This window comes from Streptomyces sp. NPDC091682 (genome assembly GCF_044756625.1).
Classification (GTDB): domain Bacteria; phylum Actinomycetota; class Actinomycetes; order Streptomycetales; family Streptomycetaceae; genus Streptomyces.
The window spans coordinates 56,311-74,160 of record NZ_JBIVTH010000031.1 but is presented as its reverse complement, the minus strand read 5'-3'; the positions used below and the strand labels follow the sequence as shown (position 1 = coordinate 74,160).

General features: G+C 71.8%; 14 protein-coding genes. 10 read left to right on the top strand and 4 right to left on the bottom strand.

All coding sequences use genetic code 11. The annotated features are described in order from the left end of the window. The first annotated feature begins 299 nt into the window (after positions 1–299). Positions 300–1,484, top strand: a complete 1,185-nt coding sequence (locus ACIQK6_RS39365; protein WP_329103600.1) for an AAA family ATPase — start codon at positions 300–302, stop codon at positions 1,482–1,484. Here ACIQK6_RS39365 and ACIQK6_RS39360 read toward each other — a convergent pair. The 3 genes from ACIQK6_RS39360 to ACIQK6_RS39350 all read right to left on the bottom strand — a co-directional run bounded on the left by ACIQK6_RS39360 (position 1,481) and on the right by ACIQK6_RS39350 (position 5,052). Further along, on the bottom strand, positions 1,481–1,894 hold the full coding sequence (locus ACIQK6_RS39360; protein WP_329103598.1) for a hypothetical protein: 414 nt from the start codon (positions 1,892–1,894) through the stop codon (positions 1,481–1,483). The two genes, ACIQK6_RS39365 and ACIQK6_RS39360, sit on opposite strands and share 4 nt — an antisense overlap. 75 nt (positions 1,895–1,969) lie before the next feature. Next, positions 1,970–3,628 carry an amidohydrolase gene (locus ACIQK6_RS39355; RefSeq protein WP_329103596.1) on the bottom strand — a complete coding sequence of 553 codons (1,659 nt, stop codon included), beginning with the start codon at positions 3,626–3,628 and terminating at the stop codon, positions 1,970–1,972. A 32-nt stretch (positions 3,629–3,660) separates the two neighbouring features. Next, entirely contained in the window at positions 3,661–5,052 is a 1,392-nt protein-coding gene (locus ACIQK6_RS39350) for a cytosine permease (RefSeq protein WP_329103594.1), read from the bottom strand. A gap of 143 nt (positions 5,053–5,195) precedes the next feature. Here ACIQK6_RS39350 and ACIQK6_RS39345 point away from each other — a divergent pair, with 143 nt between their 5' ends. The 9 genes from ACIQK6_RS39345 (at position 5,196) to ACIQK6_RS39305 (ending at position 17,348) form a co-directional block, all read left to right on the top strand. Continuing rightward, positions 5,196–5,798, top strand: a complete 603-nt coding sequence (locus tag ACIQK6_RS39345) for a TetR/AcrR family transcriptional regulator (protein WP_329103592.1) — start codon at positions 5,196–5,198, stop codon at positions 5,796–5,798. Between the two features lie 314 nt (positions 5,799–6,112). Beyond that, positions 6,113–7,015 carry an alpha/beta hydrolase gene (locus ACIQK6_RS39340; RefSeq protein ID WP_329103590.1) on the top strand — a complete coding sequence of 301 codons (903 nt, stop codon included), beginning with the start codon at positions 6,113–6,115 and terminating at the stop codon, positions 7,013–7,015. A gap of 143 nt (positions 7,016–7,158) precedes the next feature. After that, complete coding sequence (locus ACIQK6_RS39335; protein WP_402697245.1) at positions 7,159–7,434, top strand: hypothetical protein; 276 nt, start codon at positions 7,159–7,161, stop codon at positions 7,432–7,434. Positions 7,435–7,672: 238 nt separating this feature from the next. Next, a complete protein-coding gene (fxsA, locus tag ACIQK6_RS39330) occupies positions 7,673–7,837 on the top strand; it encodes an FxSxx-COOH cyclophane-containing RiPP peptide (protein ID WP_402697243.1) in 165 nt (54 codons plus the stop codon). A gap of 28 nt (positions 7,838–7,865) precedes the next feature. Further along, the gene (gene fxsBH, locus ACIQK6_RS39325) at positions 7,866–10,118 is read left to right on the top strand and encodes a radical SAM/SPASM protein FxsBH, inactivated beta-hydroxylase extension form (RefSeq protein WP_329103585.1); all 2,253 of its coding nucleotides are present in this window, start codon (positions 7,866–7,868) and stop codon (positions 10,116–10,118) included. Further along, the gene (locus ACIQK6_RS39320; RefSeq protein ID WP_402697240.1) at positions 10,115–10,936 is read left to right on the top strand and encodes an aminoglycoside N(3)-acetyltransferase; all 822 of its coding nucleotides are present in this window, start codon (positions 10,115–10,117) and stop codon (positions 10,934–10,936) included. The genes fxsBH and ACIQK6_RS39320 overlap by 4 nt, the downstream gene beginning before the upstream one ends. 80 nt (positions 10,937–11,016) lie before the next feature. After that, the gene (locus ACIQK6_RS39315) at positions 11,017–12,393 is read left to right on the top strand and encodes a TIR-like protein FxsC (protein WP_329103583.1); all 1,377 of its coding nucleotides are present in this window, start codon (positions 11,017–11,019) and stop codon (positions 12,391–12,393) included. Further along, on the top strand, positions 12,377–16,366 hold the full coding sequence (gene fxsT, locus ACIQK6_RS39310; RefSeq protein ID WP_329103581.1) for an FxSxx-COOH system tetratricopeptide repeat protein: 3,990 nt from the start codon (positions 12,377–12,379) through the stop codon (positions 16,364–16,366). The genes ACIQK6_RS39315 and fxsT overlap by 17 nt, the downstream gene beginning before the upstream one ends. An 85-nt stretch (positions 16,367–16,451) precedes the next feature. After that, positions 16,452–17,348 (top strand): DUF4231 domain-containing protein, encoded by an 897-nt coding sequence (locus ACIQK6_RS39305; protein WP_329108077.1) that lies wholly within the window; start codon positions 16,452–16,454, stop codon positions 17,346–17,348. Between the two features lie 16 nt (positions 17,349–17,364). On the opposite strand, the gene ACIQK6_RS39300 is transcribed toward ACIQK6_RS39305, so the two are convergent. Next, positions 17,365–17,844 carry a hypothetical protein gene (locus tag ACIQK6_RS39300; RefSeq protein WP_329103579.1) on the bottom strand — a complete coding sequence of 160 codons (480 nt, stop codon included), beginning with the start codon at positions 17,842–17,844 and terminating at the stop codon, positions 17,365–17,367. Positions 17,845–17,850 lie beyond the last annotated feature (6 nt).

Below are 17,850 nucleotides of genomic sequence, written 5' to 3'. Positions count from 1 at the left end.
CCACGCTCCGGGGACGGGTCGTCGCTGTCGGAGCCGTGCCGTGGGGCGGGGACACGGAGGAGGGTCCCCGCAGGACGAGCGCGCAACCCAGGCCGAACGGCAGAACCACGGCCGCCTGGCGCGAGCCGAGGAGACCCTCCTGCGGGGCACCGCCCCACCCATCAAAGCCCCGCCGGCGATTGAGGCGAACCACCACGGCACGAGGGAACGTGCCACCGAACTGCAAATCCCCCGAGCCGCCCGCAGGGCACACCGCCGAGCCGACCGCCGGTCACACCGCACACCGATACGGTCGTCGCATGATCACCACGCTAGCCGTCGAGAACTACCGCTCGCTGCGCAAACTGGTCGTCCCGCTGGGACGGCTCACCGTCGTGACGGGTGCGAACGGAACCGGCAAGTCCAGCCTCTACCGCTCGCTGCGCCTGCTCGCCGACTCCGCCCGGGGCGGGGCGATCGCGGCTCTGGCCCGGGAGGGCGGGCTGCCCTCCACCCTGTGGGCCGGGCCGGAGAAGCTCGCCCGCGCCGTGCGCGAAGGCCGGCAGCCGCTCCAGGGCACGGTCCGCAGCGAGCCGGTCAGCCTGCGCCTGGGCTTCTCGGGCGACGAGTTCGGCTACGCGGTGGACTTCGGGCATCCCGTACCGGTGGCGGGCTCCCTCTTCGCCCTGGACCCGGAGATCAAGCGCGAGTGCACCTGGGCCGGGCCGGTACTGCGCCCGGCGGCCCTGCTGTCCGACCGCGCGGGGCCGGCCGTACGGACCCGCACCGCGGACGGCGGCTGGCACCGTACCCAGAACGCCCTGCGGCCGTACGACTCCATGCTCAGCGAGCTCGCCGACCCCCAGCTGGCTCCGGACCTCCTCGCCCTGCGCGAGCTGATCCGTTCCTGGCGGTTCTACGACCACGTCCGCACCGACGCCGGGGCACCCGCCCGGACCTCGCGGATCGGCACCCGTACGCCGGTGCTCGCCGCCGACGGCTCCGACCTGCCCGCCGCGCTCCAGACCATCCGCGAGATCGGCGACCGCGCGGCACTGGACGAGGCGGTCTCCGCGGCCTTCCCCGGCAGCCGGGTCTCCGTCACCGACCGCGACGGCCGCTTCGAGCTGGAGCTCCACCAGCACGGTCTGCTGCGCCCGCTGGGCGCGGCCGAACTGTCCGACGGCACCCTGCGCTACCTGCTCTGGACGGCGGCCCTGCTGACCCCGCGGCCGCCCGCCCTGATGGTCCTCAACGAGCCGGAGACCAGCCTCCACCCGGACCTGCTGGCCCCGCTCGCGGACCTGATCCTCACGGTGAGCCGGGACACCCAGACCGTGGTGGTCACCCACGCGGACCCCCTCGCCGAGGCCCTGGCCACCGGGAGCCGCCGGCACCGGGTGGACCTGCGGACGATCACCCTGGTCAAGGAGTTCGGCCGGACGGAGGTCGCGGGCCGTGAGGGCCCCCTGGACGAGCCGCTCTGGTACTGGCCCAAGCGCTAGCCGAGGTCCGCCGGGTCCGGGACGCCCAGCAGGCGGGCCGTGCGGGCCGCCTCGGCGTCGTAGACCTGGAAGTCGATCCGCCGCCCGTCCGGAGCCCGGTATTCCAGCACCCGCATGCCGGGCCGCCAGCTCTCGCGGACGGCCGCGCGGCCACCCACGGGCAGCACGACCGCCCGGCGCAGGGGGGCCGCGAAGACCGCGCCCGTGCCGTCCGCGCCGGTCCGCAGCTTTCCGTAGCCGAAGAACCGCCGCCGGACCCCCTGCCGCCAGCGCGCCTGGCAGGGGACGGCGACGGCGGCGCCCGCGGCGGCCGCCGTCCGGGCCTCCGCCCGCCGGGCGACCGTCCTGCGCGCCAAGGTGCCCCCCAGCAGCGCTCCGAGCACCATGACCACCACACCGAGTACGCCCATGCCCCCCGCCCCCTCAGGGGCGAACCGCCCCAAGTGCGCTCACCCTACGGAACGTTGGCGGATCAAGGAGGAGGTTCAGGCCACCTGGTGGACCACCTCGCCCGCCACCACGACCGTCTCGGCGACCGTGCCCGGGATCTCGTCCGCCGGGACGGTGAGGATGTCCCGGGACAGGACCACGAAGTCCGCGACCTTGCCCACGGTGAGGGAACCGCGTTCCTGCTCGAGGAAGTTGGCGTGGGCCGAGCCCATCGTGTAGCCGTACACGGCCGTCGCCGCGTCCACCGTCTCGGCCGGCTGCCAGGCCGGGCCGTCGCCGGACAGCGGGCGGCGCGTCACCGCCGTGTAGATGCCGACCATCGGGTCCATCTCCGCCACGTTCCAGTCGCTGGAGAACGCCAGCACCGCCCCCGCCTCGTGCAGGCTCCGCATCGGCCAGGCCTTGTGCCAGCGGTCCTCGCCCACGTTCTCCGCCCAGTCCTGGCCGGGGCCCGCGATCTCCGGCGCGCAGTGCCTCGGCTGCATGCACGCGATCACGCCGAGCTCGGCGAAGCGCGGCACGTCCGCCGGGTCCAGGCACTCCACGTGGACCACCTGGTGGCGGGCGTCGCGCGGGCCGTTCAGGGTCCGCGCGTGCTCCACCGCGTCCAGGACGGTCCGGATGCCCCGGTCGCCGGTCGCGTGCACGAAGCACTGGAAGCCGCGGGCGTCCAGCTTCGCCAGCAGGTCCGCGAACTCCTCCGCCGGGTAGAAGGTCTCGCCCCGGTGCGCGCCGCATCCGGCGTACGGCTCCAACAGGGCGGCCGTACGGGGTTCCACCACGTCGTCGATGTACAGCTTGAGCGGGCCGACCCGCAGCCGGTCCCCGGCGAACCGCCGGGCCGCGTCGGCGAATTCGTCCAGATCGGCGTCGCCGGTACCGCGCGGGTGGAACAGCGCCGCGACGATCCGTGAGCGCAACCGCCCTTCGGAGCGGGCCCGTTCGAAGAGTTCGAGGTCGTCGAGGGAGTTCTGCGGCTCGACCACCGTGGTGATGCCGAAGCCGATGGCGTCGTCGAGGCTCTTGGCGAGCCGCCCGTACTGGCGGTCCGGCGAGGCCCACGGCACGCCCAGCTCGCGCAGGGCCCGGTGGCCGTCGCGGGAGAGCCCCTTGATGGCGAAGTCCTTGACGAATCCGGTGGGTTCGCCGGTCTCCGGGTCCACCGCCGCCGTGCCGAAGGGGAGGTCGGTGCGGTCCCGCGAGACCCCGAGCCGTCGCATGGCCGCCGTGTTCAGCCAGGCCGTGTGCACGTCGTAGGAGAGCACGATCGCCGGAATGTCGCCGGTGACCGGGTCCAGGTCGGCGGCGCACGGCATCCGCCCGCCCGGAACGGCGGAGTAGTCGAAGGCCTCGGCCTCGATCCAGCCGGCGTCCGGGTTGGCCCGCCGCCAGGCCAGGATCCGCTCGTGGATGCCCTCCAGGGTGCGCACCCCGGCGAGTTGGACGCAGTCCGCGTCGGAGCCGAGCCGGACGTGGTTGTGGGCGTCGATGAAGCCGGGCAGGACGAGCTTTCCGCCGGCGTCGATCCGCCGGGTGTTCGGTCCGGCCCAGGCGGCGGCTCCCGCGTCCGGGCCGACCCAGACGATGTGCCCGTCGTGGACGGCGAGGGCCTCGGCCTCGGGCAGGTCGGGGTCGACGGTGTGGATCCGGGCTCCGGTGAGCAGCAGGTCGGCGGGGAAGGGGTGGCGCGTCATGTGGGGGTGCTCCCTTGCGTGTGCGGTGTCGTTCAGGCGGCCGGGGCGTAGGCCGCGACCCGGCGGCGGGTGAGGGCCCAGTAGGTGAGTCCGGAGACGACCGAGCCGAGCAGGGTGAGGTCGGCGCCGCCGAGCGGGGCGACCAGCGGCCCGGTCCACAGCTCGGAGTCGCAGGTCAGGGCGGCGAAGGTCATTCCGGCGAGCAGGGCGGTGATGCCGGCGGGGTGGTAGCCGGAGCGGTACCAGTAGGCGCCCGTGCTGCCGGCGTGCAGCGCCTCGGCGTCGTAGTGGCAGCGGCGCAGCAGCATGTCGGCGAGGAAGACACCGCCCCAGGGGGCGAACACGATGATCAGCAGGGAGAGGAAGGAGAGGAGGGAGGTGGTGAAGTCGGTGAGGAAGAGCGCGGCGAGCGAGCCGGCGGCGGTGACGGCCGCGCTGATGACGATGGCCCGGGCACGGCTCCACGGGATGCCGAGGACCTGGAGGTTCAGGCTGGAGGAGTAGAGCGTGATGATCGAGTTGGTGACCGAGCCGCCGAGTACGAGGGCCAGGAACAGCGGCTGGAACCAGCCGGGCAGCAGGCTCTCGGCGCCGGCGACCGCGTCGGTCATGTCGGTCTGGGTGGCGGCGGCGACGCCCGCGACGCCGAGGGCCACCGAGGAGAGGAAGCCGCCGAGGGCGCCCATCCAGGTGATGGACTTCAGCGAGGTGGTCCGGGGCAGGTAGCGGGTGTAGTCGGCGGGCATCGGCAGGTACGAGAAGGGGCCGGCGAGCATGACCACGAAGGCGAGGCTCCAGCCGGAGAGCCCGGGGGCGGCGGCCGGGGCGGCGGTGTCGGCGCCGGGGAGGACGAAGAGGAGCAGGACGCCGAAGCCGGCGGCGAGGACGTAGGCCATCCAGCGTTCGGCGAACTGCACGGTGGCGTGGCCCCACATGGCGACGGCGAAGGTCAGCGCGAGGGTGACCAGGAGGGCGACGGCGCGGCCGGCGGTGCCGCCCTGCCAGCCGATCTCGGCGAAGAAGACTTCCAGCGCGAGGGTGCCCACCACGGTGTTGACGATGGTGTAGCCGATGCTCACCACCCAGTTGAGGACGCCGGCCGGGAAGTTGCCGCGCACTCCGAACGTGGCGCGGGAGATGACCAGGGTGGCGGTGCCGGTGCGGATGCCGCTGAGTCCGGCGGCGCTGATGGCGAAGAAGGAGAGTCCGCCGATCACGACCACGGCGGTGGCTTGCCAGAAGGAGAGCCCGAATGCGACGGCGAGGGCGCCGTTGATCACGTAGGTGAAGGTGAGGTTGGAGCCGAACCAGAGCCAGAAGAGGTCCTTGGCGCTGCCGTGGCGTTCGGCGTCCGGAATCGGGTCGATCCCGTGCGTTTCGACCCGGAACACCTCGTCGACGTCGATTGTCTCCTGCTGCCCCATGAGGACCCCTGACCTTGAACGATCTTGAATGACGTTCTAACTTCTTGAATGGCATTCAAGATGAGGGGTGGACGTCGACCCCGTCAAGCCCCTGTCCGGGATAAGGTCGGACCAGGAAGATCCGGAGGGCGGGAGCGGGAGCGGTGGCGGGAGCGGCGCGGCGGCGCGACGGGCAGATCGCCCAGGAGCGGATGCTGGAAGAGGCCATGGCGGCCATCGCGGAGGACGGACTGGCCGCGCTCACCATGTCCGCGCTGGCCGAGCGCCTCGGCACCAGCGGGGGCCACATCCTGTACTACTTCGGCAGCAAGGACCGGCTCCTGCTGGAGGCCCTGCGCTGGAGCGAGGACCAGCTCACCGGGGAGCGCCGGGCGCTGCTGGGCCGCAGGGTGACGGCGGTGCGCAAGCTGGACCAGTTCCTGGAGCTCTACCTCCCCGAGGGTCCCCGCGACCCGCGCTGGACCCTGTGGATCGAGCTATGGGCCCGCACCGCCTCCAACCAGCCGCTGAAGGCCGCCCAGGAGGAGATCGACGACAGCTGGCAGCGGGACCTGGAGGCCCTGCTGACCAAGGGTGTGGACCAGGGCCGCTTCGCGCCCATGGACGTGCCCGCACGGGCCTCGGAGCTGCTCGCCCTGCTGGACGGCCTGAGCACCCGGGTCGTCCTGGGGCAGCGCGGCGCGGACCGCGCCCGCGCCCTGGAGCAGGCCCGCTCGGCGGCGGCCCTGCTCGTGCCCCGCACCTGAGACGGGGGCCCGACCGGCGCTTCTCGCACCGACGGGTTCAGGAACTCCCTTTTCCGTCAATTGGGCGACCAAAAGCGGAAGCCGCCGCGCCAAAAAGGCCTTTCGTAGCGATCGGACGTCCGTTCACGCCCGTTCACGCCCGTTCACCCCTACAGCACGCCCCCTTGACCAGGGCATATGCAAGAGGAACAAAGGCCTTCTCGGGCTCGTGAAGGCATTCACAAGAATTCCGCTGTAAGTGCGCCCTACCGCACTCCTCCCCCAGCGCGCACAATCGCGGTGACGACCCACACCGATCGTGAAGGAGGGAGCGCGTGCGCAATCAGGTGCGCACAGCGGACGGGCGCGCTCTGACCGTGGAGCGCTGGGGCGATCCCGACGGCAAGCCCGTCTTCCTGCTACACGGCATGCCCGGCAGCCGCCTCGGCCCGGCCCCCCGGGGCATGATCCTCTACCAGCGTCGGATGCAGCTCATCGCCTACGACAGACCCGGCTACGGCGGCTCCGACCGCCACGTGGGCCGCACCGTCGCGGACGTGGCCCAGGACGTGGCCACCATCGCCGACGCCCTCGACCTGGACACCTTCGCGGTCGCCGGCCGCTCCGGTGGCGCCGCCGGGGCACTGGCCTGCGCCGCCCTCCTCCCGGACCGGGTCACCCGGACCGCGGGGATGGTCGGCCTCGCCCCCCGGGACGCGGAGGACCTGGACTGGTTCGCCGGGATGGCCGCGTCGAACGTGCGGGAGTACACCACCGCCACCGCCGACCCCGAGGAGCTGGCTGCCCGGCTGATCCCGCGCGCCGACGGCATCCGCAAGGACCCCGGCCGGTTGCTGGACGAACTGCGCCGGGAGCTGACCGAAAACGACCGCATGATCGTCTCGGACGCCGGCCTGCGGTCGATGCTCCTGCGGAACTACCGTGAGGGACTGCGCCATTCGGCGTACGGATGGATCGACGACGTCCTGGCCTTCAGCCGCCCCTGGGGCTTCGACCCGGCCGACATCCGCTGTCCGGTACTGATCTGGCACGGCGAGCTCGACGTGTTCTCCCCCGTGGGCCACTCCCGCTGGCTGGCCCGACGCATCCCCGGAGCCACGACCAACATCGTTCCCGCCGCCGCGCACTTCGCCTCCCTGCGCGCGCTGCCCGACGTGCTGAACTGGCTCCTGCGCGACCTCCCGACACCGGATCTCCACGAACAGCAGCCCGCGTAAGGGTAGTTGAGATTATTCGGGCTTGAACCGTTCCCAAGTGGACAGTCATTACTTGTCGTTGGGGGCGGCGCCCGCACTCGTCAGTTCCACGCCTCCGGGCCCGCCACCACTCGACGGGCCCCACGAGCCGTGGAGGCCGCCCCATGACCCTGCACATCGACCACGTCAGCCTGCCCGTCCTCGCCGTCGGGCTCCTCGTCGGCTACGCCGTCCACCAGCACACCAGGGCCGTCGCCGGAGCCGCCGCCGGAGCCGCTGCCAAGGGGGACCTCGTCGGCGCGATCGGCGCCGCCGCCGCGGTGATCACCGCGCTCTTCCTGTTGTTCGGCGGTGGCGGTTCCGCGGCGGCCGAGTCCGACTCCCGGCCGACGGGACACGCCCTCGCATCGCACCAGGTCAGCGCAGTGCGGCCGGAGTAGGTCCGGTCCGGACGGGGCCGCCGCCGAGACCCCCACCGATGAAAAGGATCTTTCCTTGCGGCAAACGGCCGAATCCGCCCTCTTGAGAAATCCGCCACGCATTGCATGGAAGTCTTGACCAGGCGTCATGTCTCGTGTTGCCAAGGGGGGCTGTCCTAGTAAAGTCCCTGCTTGACAGCAGCATGTAGCCGTTGTCATTCACATGTCCATTCCACATGGCTTCCCCAAGGACGGTGCCGTGAACACTTCAGCATCCCCCGCGACCAGCTCGGTCAAGGCCCACCGGGTCCCGCTCGGCAAGATCGACGTCCACACCGCTTCCGCGGCGGCGACGCTCGGTCGCGTGCTGCCGGCCGAATCTGCTCGTCCGGTTCAGGCACCGATCTTCAACTCCGCTCTCTGACCCGAACTCCGCGCTCTAGACTGGTGGAATGACCGGCCTGATCGCATTTCGCGAGATCGTCCTAAAAGTTCACAGCAGGTGCGATCTTGCTTGTGATCATTGCTACGTCTATGAACACGCAGATCAGAGCTGGCAGGCCCGGCCGAAAGTGATCTCCCCCGAGGTTATTTCGCATACCGCGTCCAGGCTCGCCGAACATGCCCGTGACCATGCACTCCCCTCCGTCACGGTGATTCTCCATGGAGGGGAACCCCTGTTGGCGGGCCCGGCCCGACTCCGCCTCGTATGCGAGGAGTTCACCCGGGCGCTCAGCGGGATCGCCCCCCTCGACCTGCGGATCCACACCAACGGGCTCCAACTCAGCTCCCGTTACCTCGACCTCTTCGACGAATACGGCGTCCGGGTCGGCATCTCCCTCGACGGGGACCGCGCCGCCAACGACCGTCACCGCCGCTTCGCCGACGGCCGCACGAGCCACCCACTGGTCCTGGCCGCCGTCGCACTGCTCCGCTCCGAGCCGTACCGCCACCTCTACCAAGGCCTGCTCTGCACCGTGGACGTGGCCAACGACCCCGTCGCCGTGCTGGACGCGCTGGTCGAACTGGAGCCCCCACGGGTCGACTTCCTCCTCCCCCACGCCACCTGGGAGACGCCCCCGGCCCGGCCCGACGGCGCCCCCGACGCGTACGCGCGCTGGCTGCTGCGGATCTTCGACCACTGGGACCGGCTGGGGCGCCCGGTGCCCGTACGGCTCTTCGAGTCCCTGCTCTCCACCCTGCGCGGGGGCCCCAGCCTCACCGAGTCGCTCGGCCTCGCGCCCACCGACCTCGTCGTCGTCGAGACCGACGGGACCCTGGAGCAGGTGGACTCCCTCAAGAGCGCCTTCGAGGGGGCCGCGGCCACCGGCTTCAACGTCTTCGACCACGCGCTCGACCAGGTCGCGGCCCATCCCGGGGTCCGTGCCCGGCAGCTGGGCCTGGCGGGCGTCAGCGAGTCGTGCCGCCGGTGCCCCGTCGTACGTTCGTGCGGCGGCGGGCTCTACACCCACCGCTACCGCGACCGGAACGGCTTCGACAACCCCTCCGTCTACTGCACCGACCTGCGCGAGCTCGTGGACGGGGTCGAGGGTCGCACGGCACCGCGGGAAACCGCGCCGCAGCTCACCGACCCGGCCGAACTCGCCCGGTCCCAGGAGGAACTGACCCGGATCCTGCTGGCCCGGCTGCACGCGGACCTCGCCGCCGACCCCAACTGGGCGCACGCCTGGGAGTTGCTGGCCGCCGTGGAGCGGGCCGGGGAAGCGGGCACGGACGCGCTGGACGCCGTACTGGACCACCCCTTCACCCGGACCTGGGTGCTGGCGGCCCTGGACGCCGCCCGCGACGGCACGCAGGACGCCCCGGAGGCGGCGCGCCGGCTCACCGCGCTGGCCGCGGCGGCCGTGCTCCGCGGCGGGCTGGACCTGCCGGCCGAGGTGGCCTACCGGGACGGCGAGGTGTACCTGCCGACGCTGGGGTTGCTGCGGCTCGGGGAGCCCGGCACGGAGGGCCGGGCCGCGCTGCACGTCACCGACGAGGGGTACGCCGTACGGGACGGCCGCGCCGAGCACCGCTTCGGGCCCGCGGCGGGGGACGCCCGCTGGCAGCCGGTACGCACCTGGTCGCCCGGGCCGGACGCGGCCCCGGTGGCCCTGGAGGACCTCGACCCCTACCGCAACTGCTTCCCGCGCCCGCCCAGGCTCCGCCTCGGCGCCGGGGAGGCCGAGGAGTGGCGGGGCAGGCTGGACCGGGCGTGGGCACTGCTGCACAAGGCGGTGCCGGAGTTCGCCCGGGCGGCGGCCACCGGGCTGACCACGCTGACCCCGCTCGCGGGCGGCCCGCGGTCGGGCGGCTGGGGCGAGGCCGGGCGGCACGGGCCGGGGGCGCTCGGGGTGCCGTACGCGGCGGGGGTGCGGGAGACCGCGCTGGCGCTGCTGACCGGGCGGCGGCGGACCAGGCTGCGGGCGCTGACCGAGGTGGCCGACCTGTACGCGCTGGACGGCGAGTGGCAGCACCCCTCGCCGTGGCGGGAGCGGCCGGTACCGGTGTCCCGGCTGCTGGCGGACGTGCACGAGCGGGTGGCGGTGGAGGCGTACCGGCGGGCCACGGCGACGCCCGAGCCGGGCGGCTCGGAGCGGATCCACCGGGCCCTGGACCGGCTCTCGGAGGCGGCCGAGCTGACCGTCACCGGAAAGGGCCTGGTCGCGGAGCTCCGCTACGAACTGAAGACGGTCGACGCGTGACCGCGCCCGCCCCGGCGCCGTCCCCCACGCCCGGCAGGCTCCAGCTCGCCGTGCAGTTGCGGCTGGCCGGGGTCCGCCCCGGCATGCGGCTCCTGGTGCACTGTTCCCTCGGTGGGACCGGGCTGCGCGCGGAACTGCTGCGCGACGCCCTGACGGGCGTCCTCGGGCCGCGCGGCACCCTGGTCGTCCCGGCGTTCACCCCGGAGAACTCCAAGACCTCCACGGCCCACCTGGAGCGGATCCGCGGCCTGGACGGGGCCGGGGTGCGGGACTTCCGCGAGCGGATGTCCCCCTTCGACCCGGCGAGCACCCCGAGCCAGGGCATGGGTTCCTTGGCCGAGGCCGTCCGCACCGCGCCGGGAGCCGCTCGCAGCGCCCATCCGCAGACCTCGTTCGCGGCCCTCGGGGCGGACGCGGAACGGCTGTGCTCGGGGCACCGCCTCGAAAGCCATCTGGGGGAAGAGTCACCCCTGGGAAAGTTGTGCTGGGAGGGCGGGCAGGTACTCATGATCAATGTGGGGTTTTCGGTCTGTACCGCTTTCCATCTCGCGGAGTACCGAATTCCGAAGCCCCCCTTGCGCATGTACGAGTGTGTGGTGAAGGTGAACCTTCCGGGGTCGCAAAGACACCGGCAGGAGGGGGAGTGGACCGCATACGAGGACGTCGCACTGGACGACGGCGATTTCGCGGAGATCGGTGACGCGTTCCCGGATTCACGGGTGCGCAGGGGGCGGGTGGGAGGTGCGTCGACCATGCTCTTCTCCCTCCCGGAGGCCGTCGATCACGCCCTTGACTGGATGACCGAAAACAGACGCTGATTGACTGAACGATGAGGGGATGCGGCGAAGCAGCTCCGGAATGATGTTTCTTCGCTTCGCATCTTCGGGACGGGGGTCGTGTGCCCGCATCAGGGGAGCCGTACTTTTTTCTCAGTTACGCACATACACCGAGGTTCGGGGCCGGGGGCCCCGACCCGGACATGTGGGTCGAGCGCCTTTTCCGTGATCTCTGCGGGCACGTGATGGCGCTGACGGACCTGCGCGCCGGGTACGACGTCGGGTTCATGGACCGGGAGATACGCAGCGGCGAGGGCTGGTCCGAACGGCTCGCCCGGGCACTCGCCAACTGCCGGGTCTTCGTCCCCCTGTTCTCGCCGCGGTACTTCGCCAGCGAGATGTGCGGGAAGGAGTGGTTCGCCTTCGCGCAGCGGGCCGTCCAGCACGGCGCGATGAGCAACAAACAGGCCGAGGCCATCGTGCCCGCGTTATGGGTGCCGGTGCCACCGGAGCAACTCCCGGGCCCGGCCGAGCGGTTGCAGTTCAACCACAACACCTTCGGCGAGCGCTACGTCACCGACGGCCTGTACGGGCTGATCAAACTGCGCGGCTACGCCGACCAGTACGAGCAGGCCGTGTACGAGCTCGCCCGGCGCATCGTCCAGGTCGCCGAGACCGCCCACCTGGACCCCATCCGCCCGCTGGACTACCGCAACGTACCGAGCGCCTTCGGCTCCAGCGGCAGCCCGGCCCGCACCCTGCACGTGACCGTGGCCGCCGCCTCCCGGCACGACCTGCCCGAGGGCCGCACCCCCGAGTACTACGGGGACACCGCCCTGGAGTGGAACCCGTACCATCCGGTCGCCCAGCGGCCGATCGCCTACGTCGCCGAGGACCTGGTCAAGAACCTCAACTACCAGACCACCATGTCCTCCTTCGACGACGAGGCCGGACACCTCGACAGCAAGCAGTTGCCGACCCGGCCGGAGATCCTGATCGTCGACCGGTGGGCCGTGGAGGACGAGCAGCGGCGCCGGCGCCTGGCCGCCTTCGACCGGGAGCCGCGGCCGTGGGTCAACGTGGTCGTGCCGTGGAACCGGTACGACCACCAGAGCCGGTCGAAGGAGAACGAGCTGGCCGACCGGCTGGAGACCACCATGCCCAAGACGATGGGCCAGGGCCGGGCCGCCTGCCGGGCCGCCGCGAACGGCGTGGCCAACGTGGAGACCCTCGGCCAGATCCTGCCGCAGGTGGTCGAGGCGGCCGCCCAGCAGTTCCTCAGACACGCGCAGCCGTATCCGCCGAAGGGGGACACCTCCATCGATCGGCCCCGGTTGCTGGGGCCGATGGGGATGAACGGGCCGCCGGGGCCGCCATCGCCCCGCGTCCCCTTCCCGCCCGACTCCGACCGGCGCCGGACCGGGCCGGCGGGGGCCGGCCTCCACGACAACGACGACAACGACACCGACCGGGGGGACGCGGATGACAGCGAGCAGTGACAGCAGCAGCGACAGCCGTGACGGACGCATCGTCACCTTCTATTCGTACAAGGGCGGCACGGGGCGCACCATGGCGCTGGCCAACACCGCCTGGATCCTGGCGGCCAACGGCAAGCGGGTCCTCGCCGTGGACTGGGACCTGGAGGCGCCCGGCCTGCACCGCTTCTTCCACCCCTTCCTGGACCCCTCCACGCTGGGGGCCACCACCGGGGTCATCGACCTGATCAGCGAGTACGCGTGGGCTGCGACCAGTCCGGTGCAGCGGCCCGACGACTGGCACAAGGACTACGCGCGGATACAGCCGCACGCCGTCTCGCTCACCCCGGAGACCCACGGCTGGGAGTTCCCGGACGGCGGCACCCTGGACTTCGTCTCGGCGGGCCGGCAGAACCGCGAGTACTCGGCGACCGTTTCCACCTTCGACTGGGACAACTTCTACGACCGGCTCGGCGGCGGGCTCTTCTTCGACGCCTTGCGCGCCGACATGAAGCGGAACTACGACTACGTCCTGATCGACAGCCGCACCGGACTGTCCGACATCGCCGACATCTGCACCGTCCACCTCCCGGACGTCCTCGTCGACTGCTTCACCCTGTCCGACCAGTCCATCGACGGCGCCGCGTCCGTCGCCCGCCAGATCGACGAGCGGTTCAACGACCGCGGCATCAAGATCTACCCGGTCCCGATGCGCATCGACGAGGGCGAGAAGGAGAAGGCCGACGCCGGCCGGGCGCTGGCCCGGATCAAGTTCGACCGCTTCCCGAACGGCCTGGTCGGGGACGAGCTCACCTCCTACTGGGGTGCGGTGGAGATCCCGTACCGCCCCTACTACGCCTACGAGGAGACCCTGGCCACCTTCGGCGACGAGGCCGGGCTCACCAACTCCTTGCTCTCCGCGTTCGAACGGCTCACCGCTGTGGTCACCGAGGGCCAGATCACCTCCATGCCGGTCATCGGCGAGGAGGTCCGGTTGCGCATCCGGGACGCCTTCACCCGGCGCCGCCCGGCACTGCCCGCCGACCTGTTCCTGTCCTACGTCGCCGAGAACCGGATGTGGGCCGACTGGATCGAGTCGGTGCTCACCCGGGCCGGTTTCCGGGTCGTGCCGAAGGACGTCTCGGCCGAGCGGGCACCGGGAGCGGTCGCCGGGGACACCCTGGGGGGTGCGGGCATCAGCATCGACACGGCCGCCCGGACCGTGGTGCTGCTCTCCAGCGCCTACCTGAAGTCGGCCCGGGCCGTGGACGTGTGGGAGCGCGCGGCCGCCGAGGACCCGACCGGGGGCCGGCGCCAGCTGGTCCCGCTGAGGGTGGGTGACGTACGGCTCTCCACGCCGTACATCGACCGCAATCCGGTGGACCTCTTCCGGCTCGACGAGGTGCACGCGACGACCGCCCTGCTGCGTGCGGTGGAGCGGCCCATGGCCCTGCCGGACAGCGTCAACAGTGCCTCGCAGCCCGGTCCCCGCTTCCCTGGGACCGTCCCGAAGATCTGGAACGCGCCGCCCCGCAACCCGGGGTTCACCGGGCGCAGCATCGTGCTTGAGCGGATGCGCGACCAGCTCGGCGGGGGCATGGCCGTGGTGCTGCCGCAGCCGCAGACCCTGTTCGGGCTCGGCGGCGTCGGCAAGACCCAGGTGGCACTGGAGTACGTGCACCGGTTCATGGCCGACTACGACCTGGTGTGGTGGATCTCCTCGGAGCAGACCGACGACGTGGTCGCGGCCCTCGCGGAGCTGGCGGTGCGGCTGGGCGCGCAGACCGGCGAGGACATGGCGGCCGCCTCGCAGGAGGCGATCGACCTGCTGCGGCGCGGGGTTCCTTCCTCCCGCTGGCTGCTGGTCTTCGACAACGCGGACGATCCCGAGACGCTCAAGCGGTTCTTCCCGCCGGGCGGGCCGGGCCACGTCCTGGTGACCTCCCGCAACCAGTCCTGGTCGCAGTACGGTGACGCGCTGCCGGTGGACGTGTTCCTGCGGGAGGAGTCCATCGAGCACCTCCAGCGCCGGGCCCCCGGGCTCAGCAAGGACGACGCCGAGCAGGTGGCGGTCGCAGTAGGCGACCTGCCGCTGGCCGTCGAGCAGGCGGGGGCGTGGATCGCGGAGACGGCGACGCCGGTATCCGCGTACATCGAGCAGCTGGCGCAGCAGGCCGCCCGCGTGCTCGCCCTGAACCAGCCGCCCGGTTACCCGGAGCCGGTGGCCGCCACTTGGAACATCTCCATCGAGCGGCTGCAGTCCCGGTCCCCGGCGGCCGTCCGGCTGCTCCAGCTCTGTGCCTTCCTCGCGCCCGAGCCGATCTCCGCGAACCTGCTCTACAGCAAGGAGATGATCGACGCCCTCAAGCCCTACGACTCCTCGCTGCAGGAGAAGCTGGTGCTGGGCCGGGTGATCCGGGAGATCGGCCGGTTCGCGCTGGCCAAGGTGGACCAGGTCAGCAACAGCATCCAGGTGCACCGGCTGGTCCAGGCGGTGATCCGGGCCCAGCTGAGCGAGGAGGAGCAGCGCGAGGCGCGGCACGCGGTCCACCGGATCCTGGCGGGGGCCAGGCCGGACGACGACGAGCCGATCGACAATCCGGAGACGTGGCCGCGGTTCAACACCATCTGGTCGCACCTGACCCCGTCGGAGGCCCGGTACTGCAAGGAACCGGAGACGCGCAGGCTCCTGATCGACCGGGTGCGCTACCTGTGGAAGCGCGGCGACTTCAAGGCCGCGTACGCCCTCGGCGAGGAACTGCGCGAGGCGTGGAAGGAGATGCTGGGCAACAACGACCTGCAGTACCTGTACCTGCGCTTCCACCTGTCGAACATCTTGCGCTCGCAGGGCCGGTTCGTGGAGGCCAAGGAGCTGGACGAGGTCACGTTGGAGCGGCAGAAGGCGGTGCTCGGCCCCTCGCACCCGCACACGTACATGACGATGAGCGGTCTGGCCAACACGCTGGGCGCACTGGGTCATTACGGGCAGGCGATGGAGCTGGCGACCGACGCGCACGAGGGCTTCAGCCAGATCTTCCACGAGGCGCACCCGCGCACGCTGGCCGCCGCGAACAACCTGGCGCTGAACCTGCGGCTCGTGGGTCAGTACACCAGGGCGCGTGAGATCGACCAGGAGGTGCACGACCTGCGCACGGAGGTGCTGGGGCCGGAGCACCCGTACACCCTGTCATCGGCGCAGAACCTGGCCCGCGACCTGCGCGAGGTGGGCCGGTACGAGGATTCGGTGCAGCTGCTGAGCCGGACGTACGACACCTACAAGCGGACGCTGGGACGGGCGTTCCCCGGCACCCTGTCGGCGGCGAAGAACCTGGCGGTGTCGCTGCGCCGGGCCGGCCAGCTGGAGGACGCCCTGCGGCTGACCACGGCCACCCGGGCCCGCTACCGGGCCAAGTACACCTCCGTCAACCCGGACCTGCTGTCCTGCGAGCTCAACCTGGCCTCGGACCTGTTCGCGACCGGGGATCCGGGCGGGGCGCGGGACCTGGCGCAGGAGGTGGTGGACGAGTACATGAAGGTGCCGGGCGAGCGGCACCCGTACACCTTGGCGGCCGTGAACAACCTGGCGGTCTTCCACTGGGGCACGGGCTCCGCGGAGACGGCGGAGGCGATGCTGCGCCAGACGATCCGGGGGATGCGGGACGTGCTCGGCGACAACCACCCGCACACCGTGTTCGCCCACCTCAACCTCGCCAACACGAGGGCCGACCTGGGCGATCCGGAAGGCGCTCTGGAGTTGGAGCGGCTCGCGGTGATGCGGCTGCGCGAAGCGCTCGGGGCGCACCATCCCGAGACCCTGGCGAGCAGTTCCAACATGGCGGTCAGCCTGGACTCGATGGGCCGCAAGGAGGAGGCGGCCCGGTTGCGGGCGGAGGCGGTGTCCGAGCTGACCCGGCTGCTCGGCGAGGACCACAGCCTGACCCGGTACGCGCGCGACGAGCGGCGGGTCCACCGCGACCTGGAGCCTCTCGCCGTCTGATCCGACGGCGGGCGGCGGGGGCTCCGCGACCGCGGGGCCCCCGCCGGCCGCCACCCGACAGTAGGGGGGCGCTGTGACCGACAGCATGACCTTTCGAAGCGAGGACCTGCCGGCCCTCTTCCACCACACCGACCAGGCGGCGATCTCCCGGCAGCGGGAATCGACCCAGGCCACCCGCGCCCAGTTGTTGCTGCTGGTCGCGGCCGCGGCGGCCGCCGCGCTGCCCGCCGGGCCGAAGCTGGGCTCGATGTACCTCTTCGGGCTGTTGAGCGTGCTCTCGTACGTGGGGGTGCTGGGGGTGGGGATGCGGGCGACGCGGCGCCGGGCCCGCCCGCAGTGGCAGCTCAACCGCAGTGCGGCGGAGTTCATCAAGTCCCTGGCCTGGCGGTACGCGGTGCACGGGGCGCCGTTCGGCAGTGAGGTCGCCACGCCCGAGGCGACGTACCGGACCCGGTTGGAGGCGGGTCTGGCCGAGCTGCGGAAGATGGGCTGGGAGGATCCGCGGGCCGCCGGGACGGTGCCGGAGGGCGGGGAGATCACCGGCGCGATGCAGCGGCTGCGCGGGATGGACTACCAGGCGCGGCGCGAGACGTACGTCCGGGACCGGCTGATCGAGCAGCGCAACTGGTACCGACGGCGGACGGAGGTGTCCCGGCGGGCGACGAACCTGTGGTCGTGGACGATCGTGCTGCTGACCTGTCTGGCACTGCTGTTCGCGCTGCTGGGGTCGTTCGGTTCGGGTCCGGGGCCGAGGCTGACCGCGCTGCTGAGCGCGGCGGCGGCGGCCGGGATCGCCTGGAATGAGGTGCGGCGCCACCATCCGCTGATCGAGGCGCACACGCTGATCGAGCAGGACCTGGCGGCGATGATGGTCGTGATGCAGACGACCATCACCGAGTCGCAGTGGCCTTCGTCGGTGTACGAGACGGAGCGGTACGTGTCTCCGCAGCACACGGACTGGCTGGCCCGGCACAGCAGTTGAGGACGGGGGGCGTGGCTCAGTCCCGGGTCACGCCCTCGCGCCAGATGACGGTGACCGGTTTGCCGAGCGCCCGCGCGTAGGCGACGATCTCGGCGGTGCCGCCGTGGCCGCGGGCGGGCTGTCCGTCCCAGACGGCGACGATCCGGTCGCAGGAGTCGGCTATGTAGGTGCCGGCGGCGTAGTAGGCCTCGTCCGTGGAGCGGGCGAAGTCCATTCGGACCTCCTGGGTGGCCCGGTTCTTCAGGCCCCGGTAGCGGGCGAGGGCCTCGGCACCCTCGAAGGCGTCCTCGTAGTCCCCGCTGGGGATCACCACCGTGAGGTCGGCGCCGTTCTCGAGGGCGATGGCCGCGAACAGCTGGTCCGCTCCCTCGGCGAGGCTGGAGAAGGCCTCCAACGGTCCTTCGTGGTCGCCCAGGACGGCCCGCAGCCCGTCCTCCACATGGCCGAGCACCGAGTCGGGAATGGCTCGGTGTCCGGTCACGCCGATGCGTTTCATGCAGAA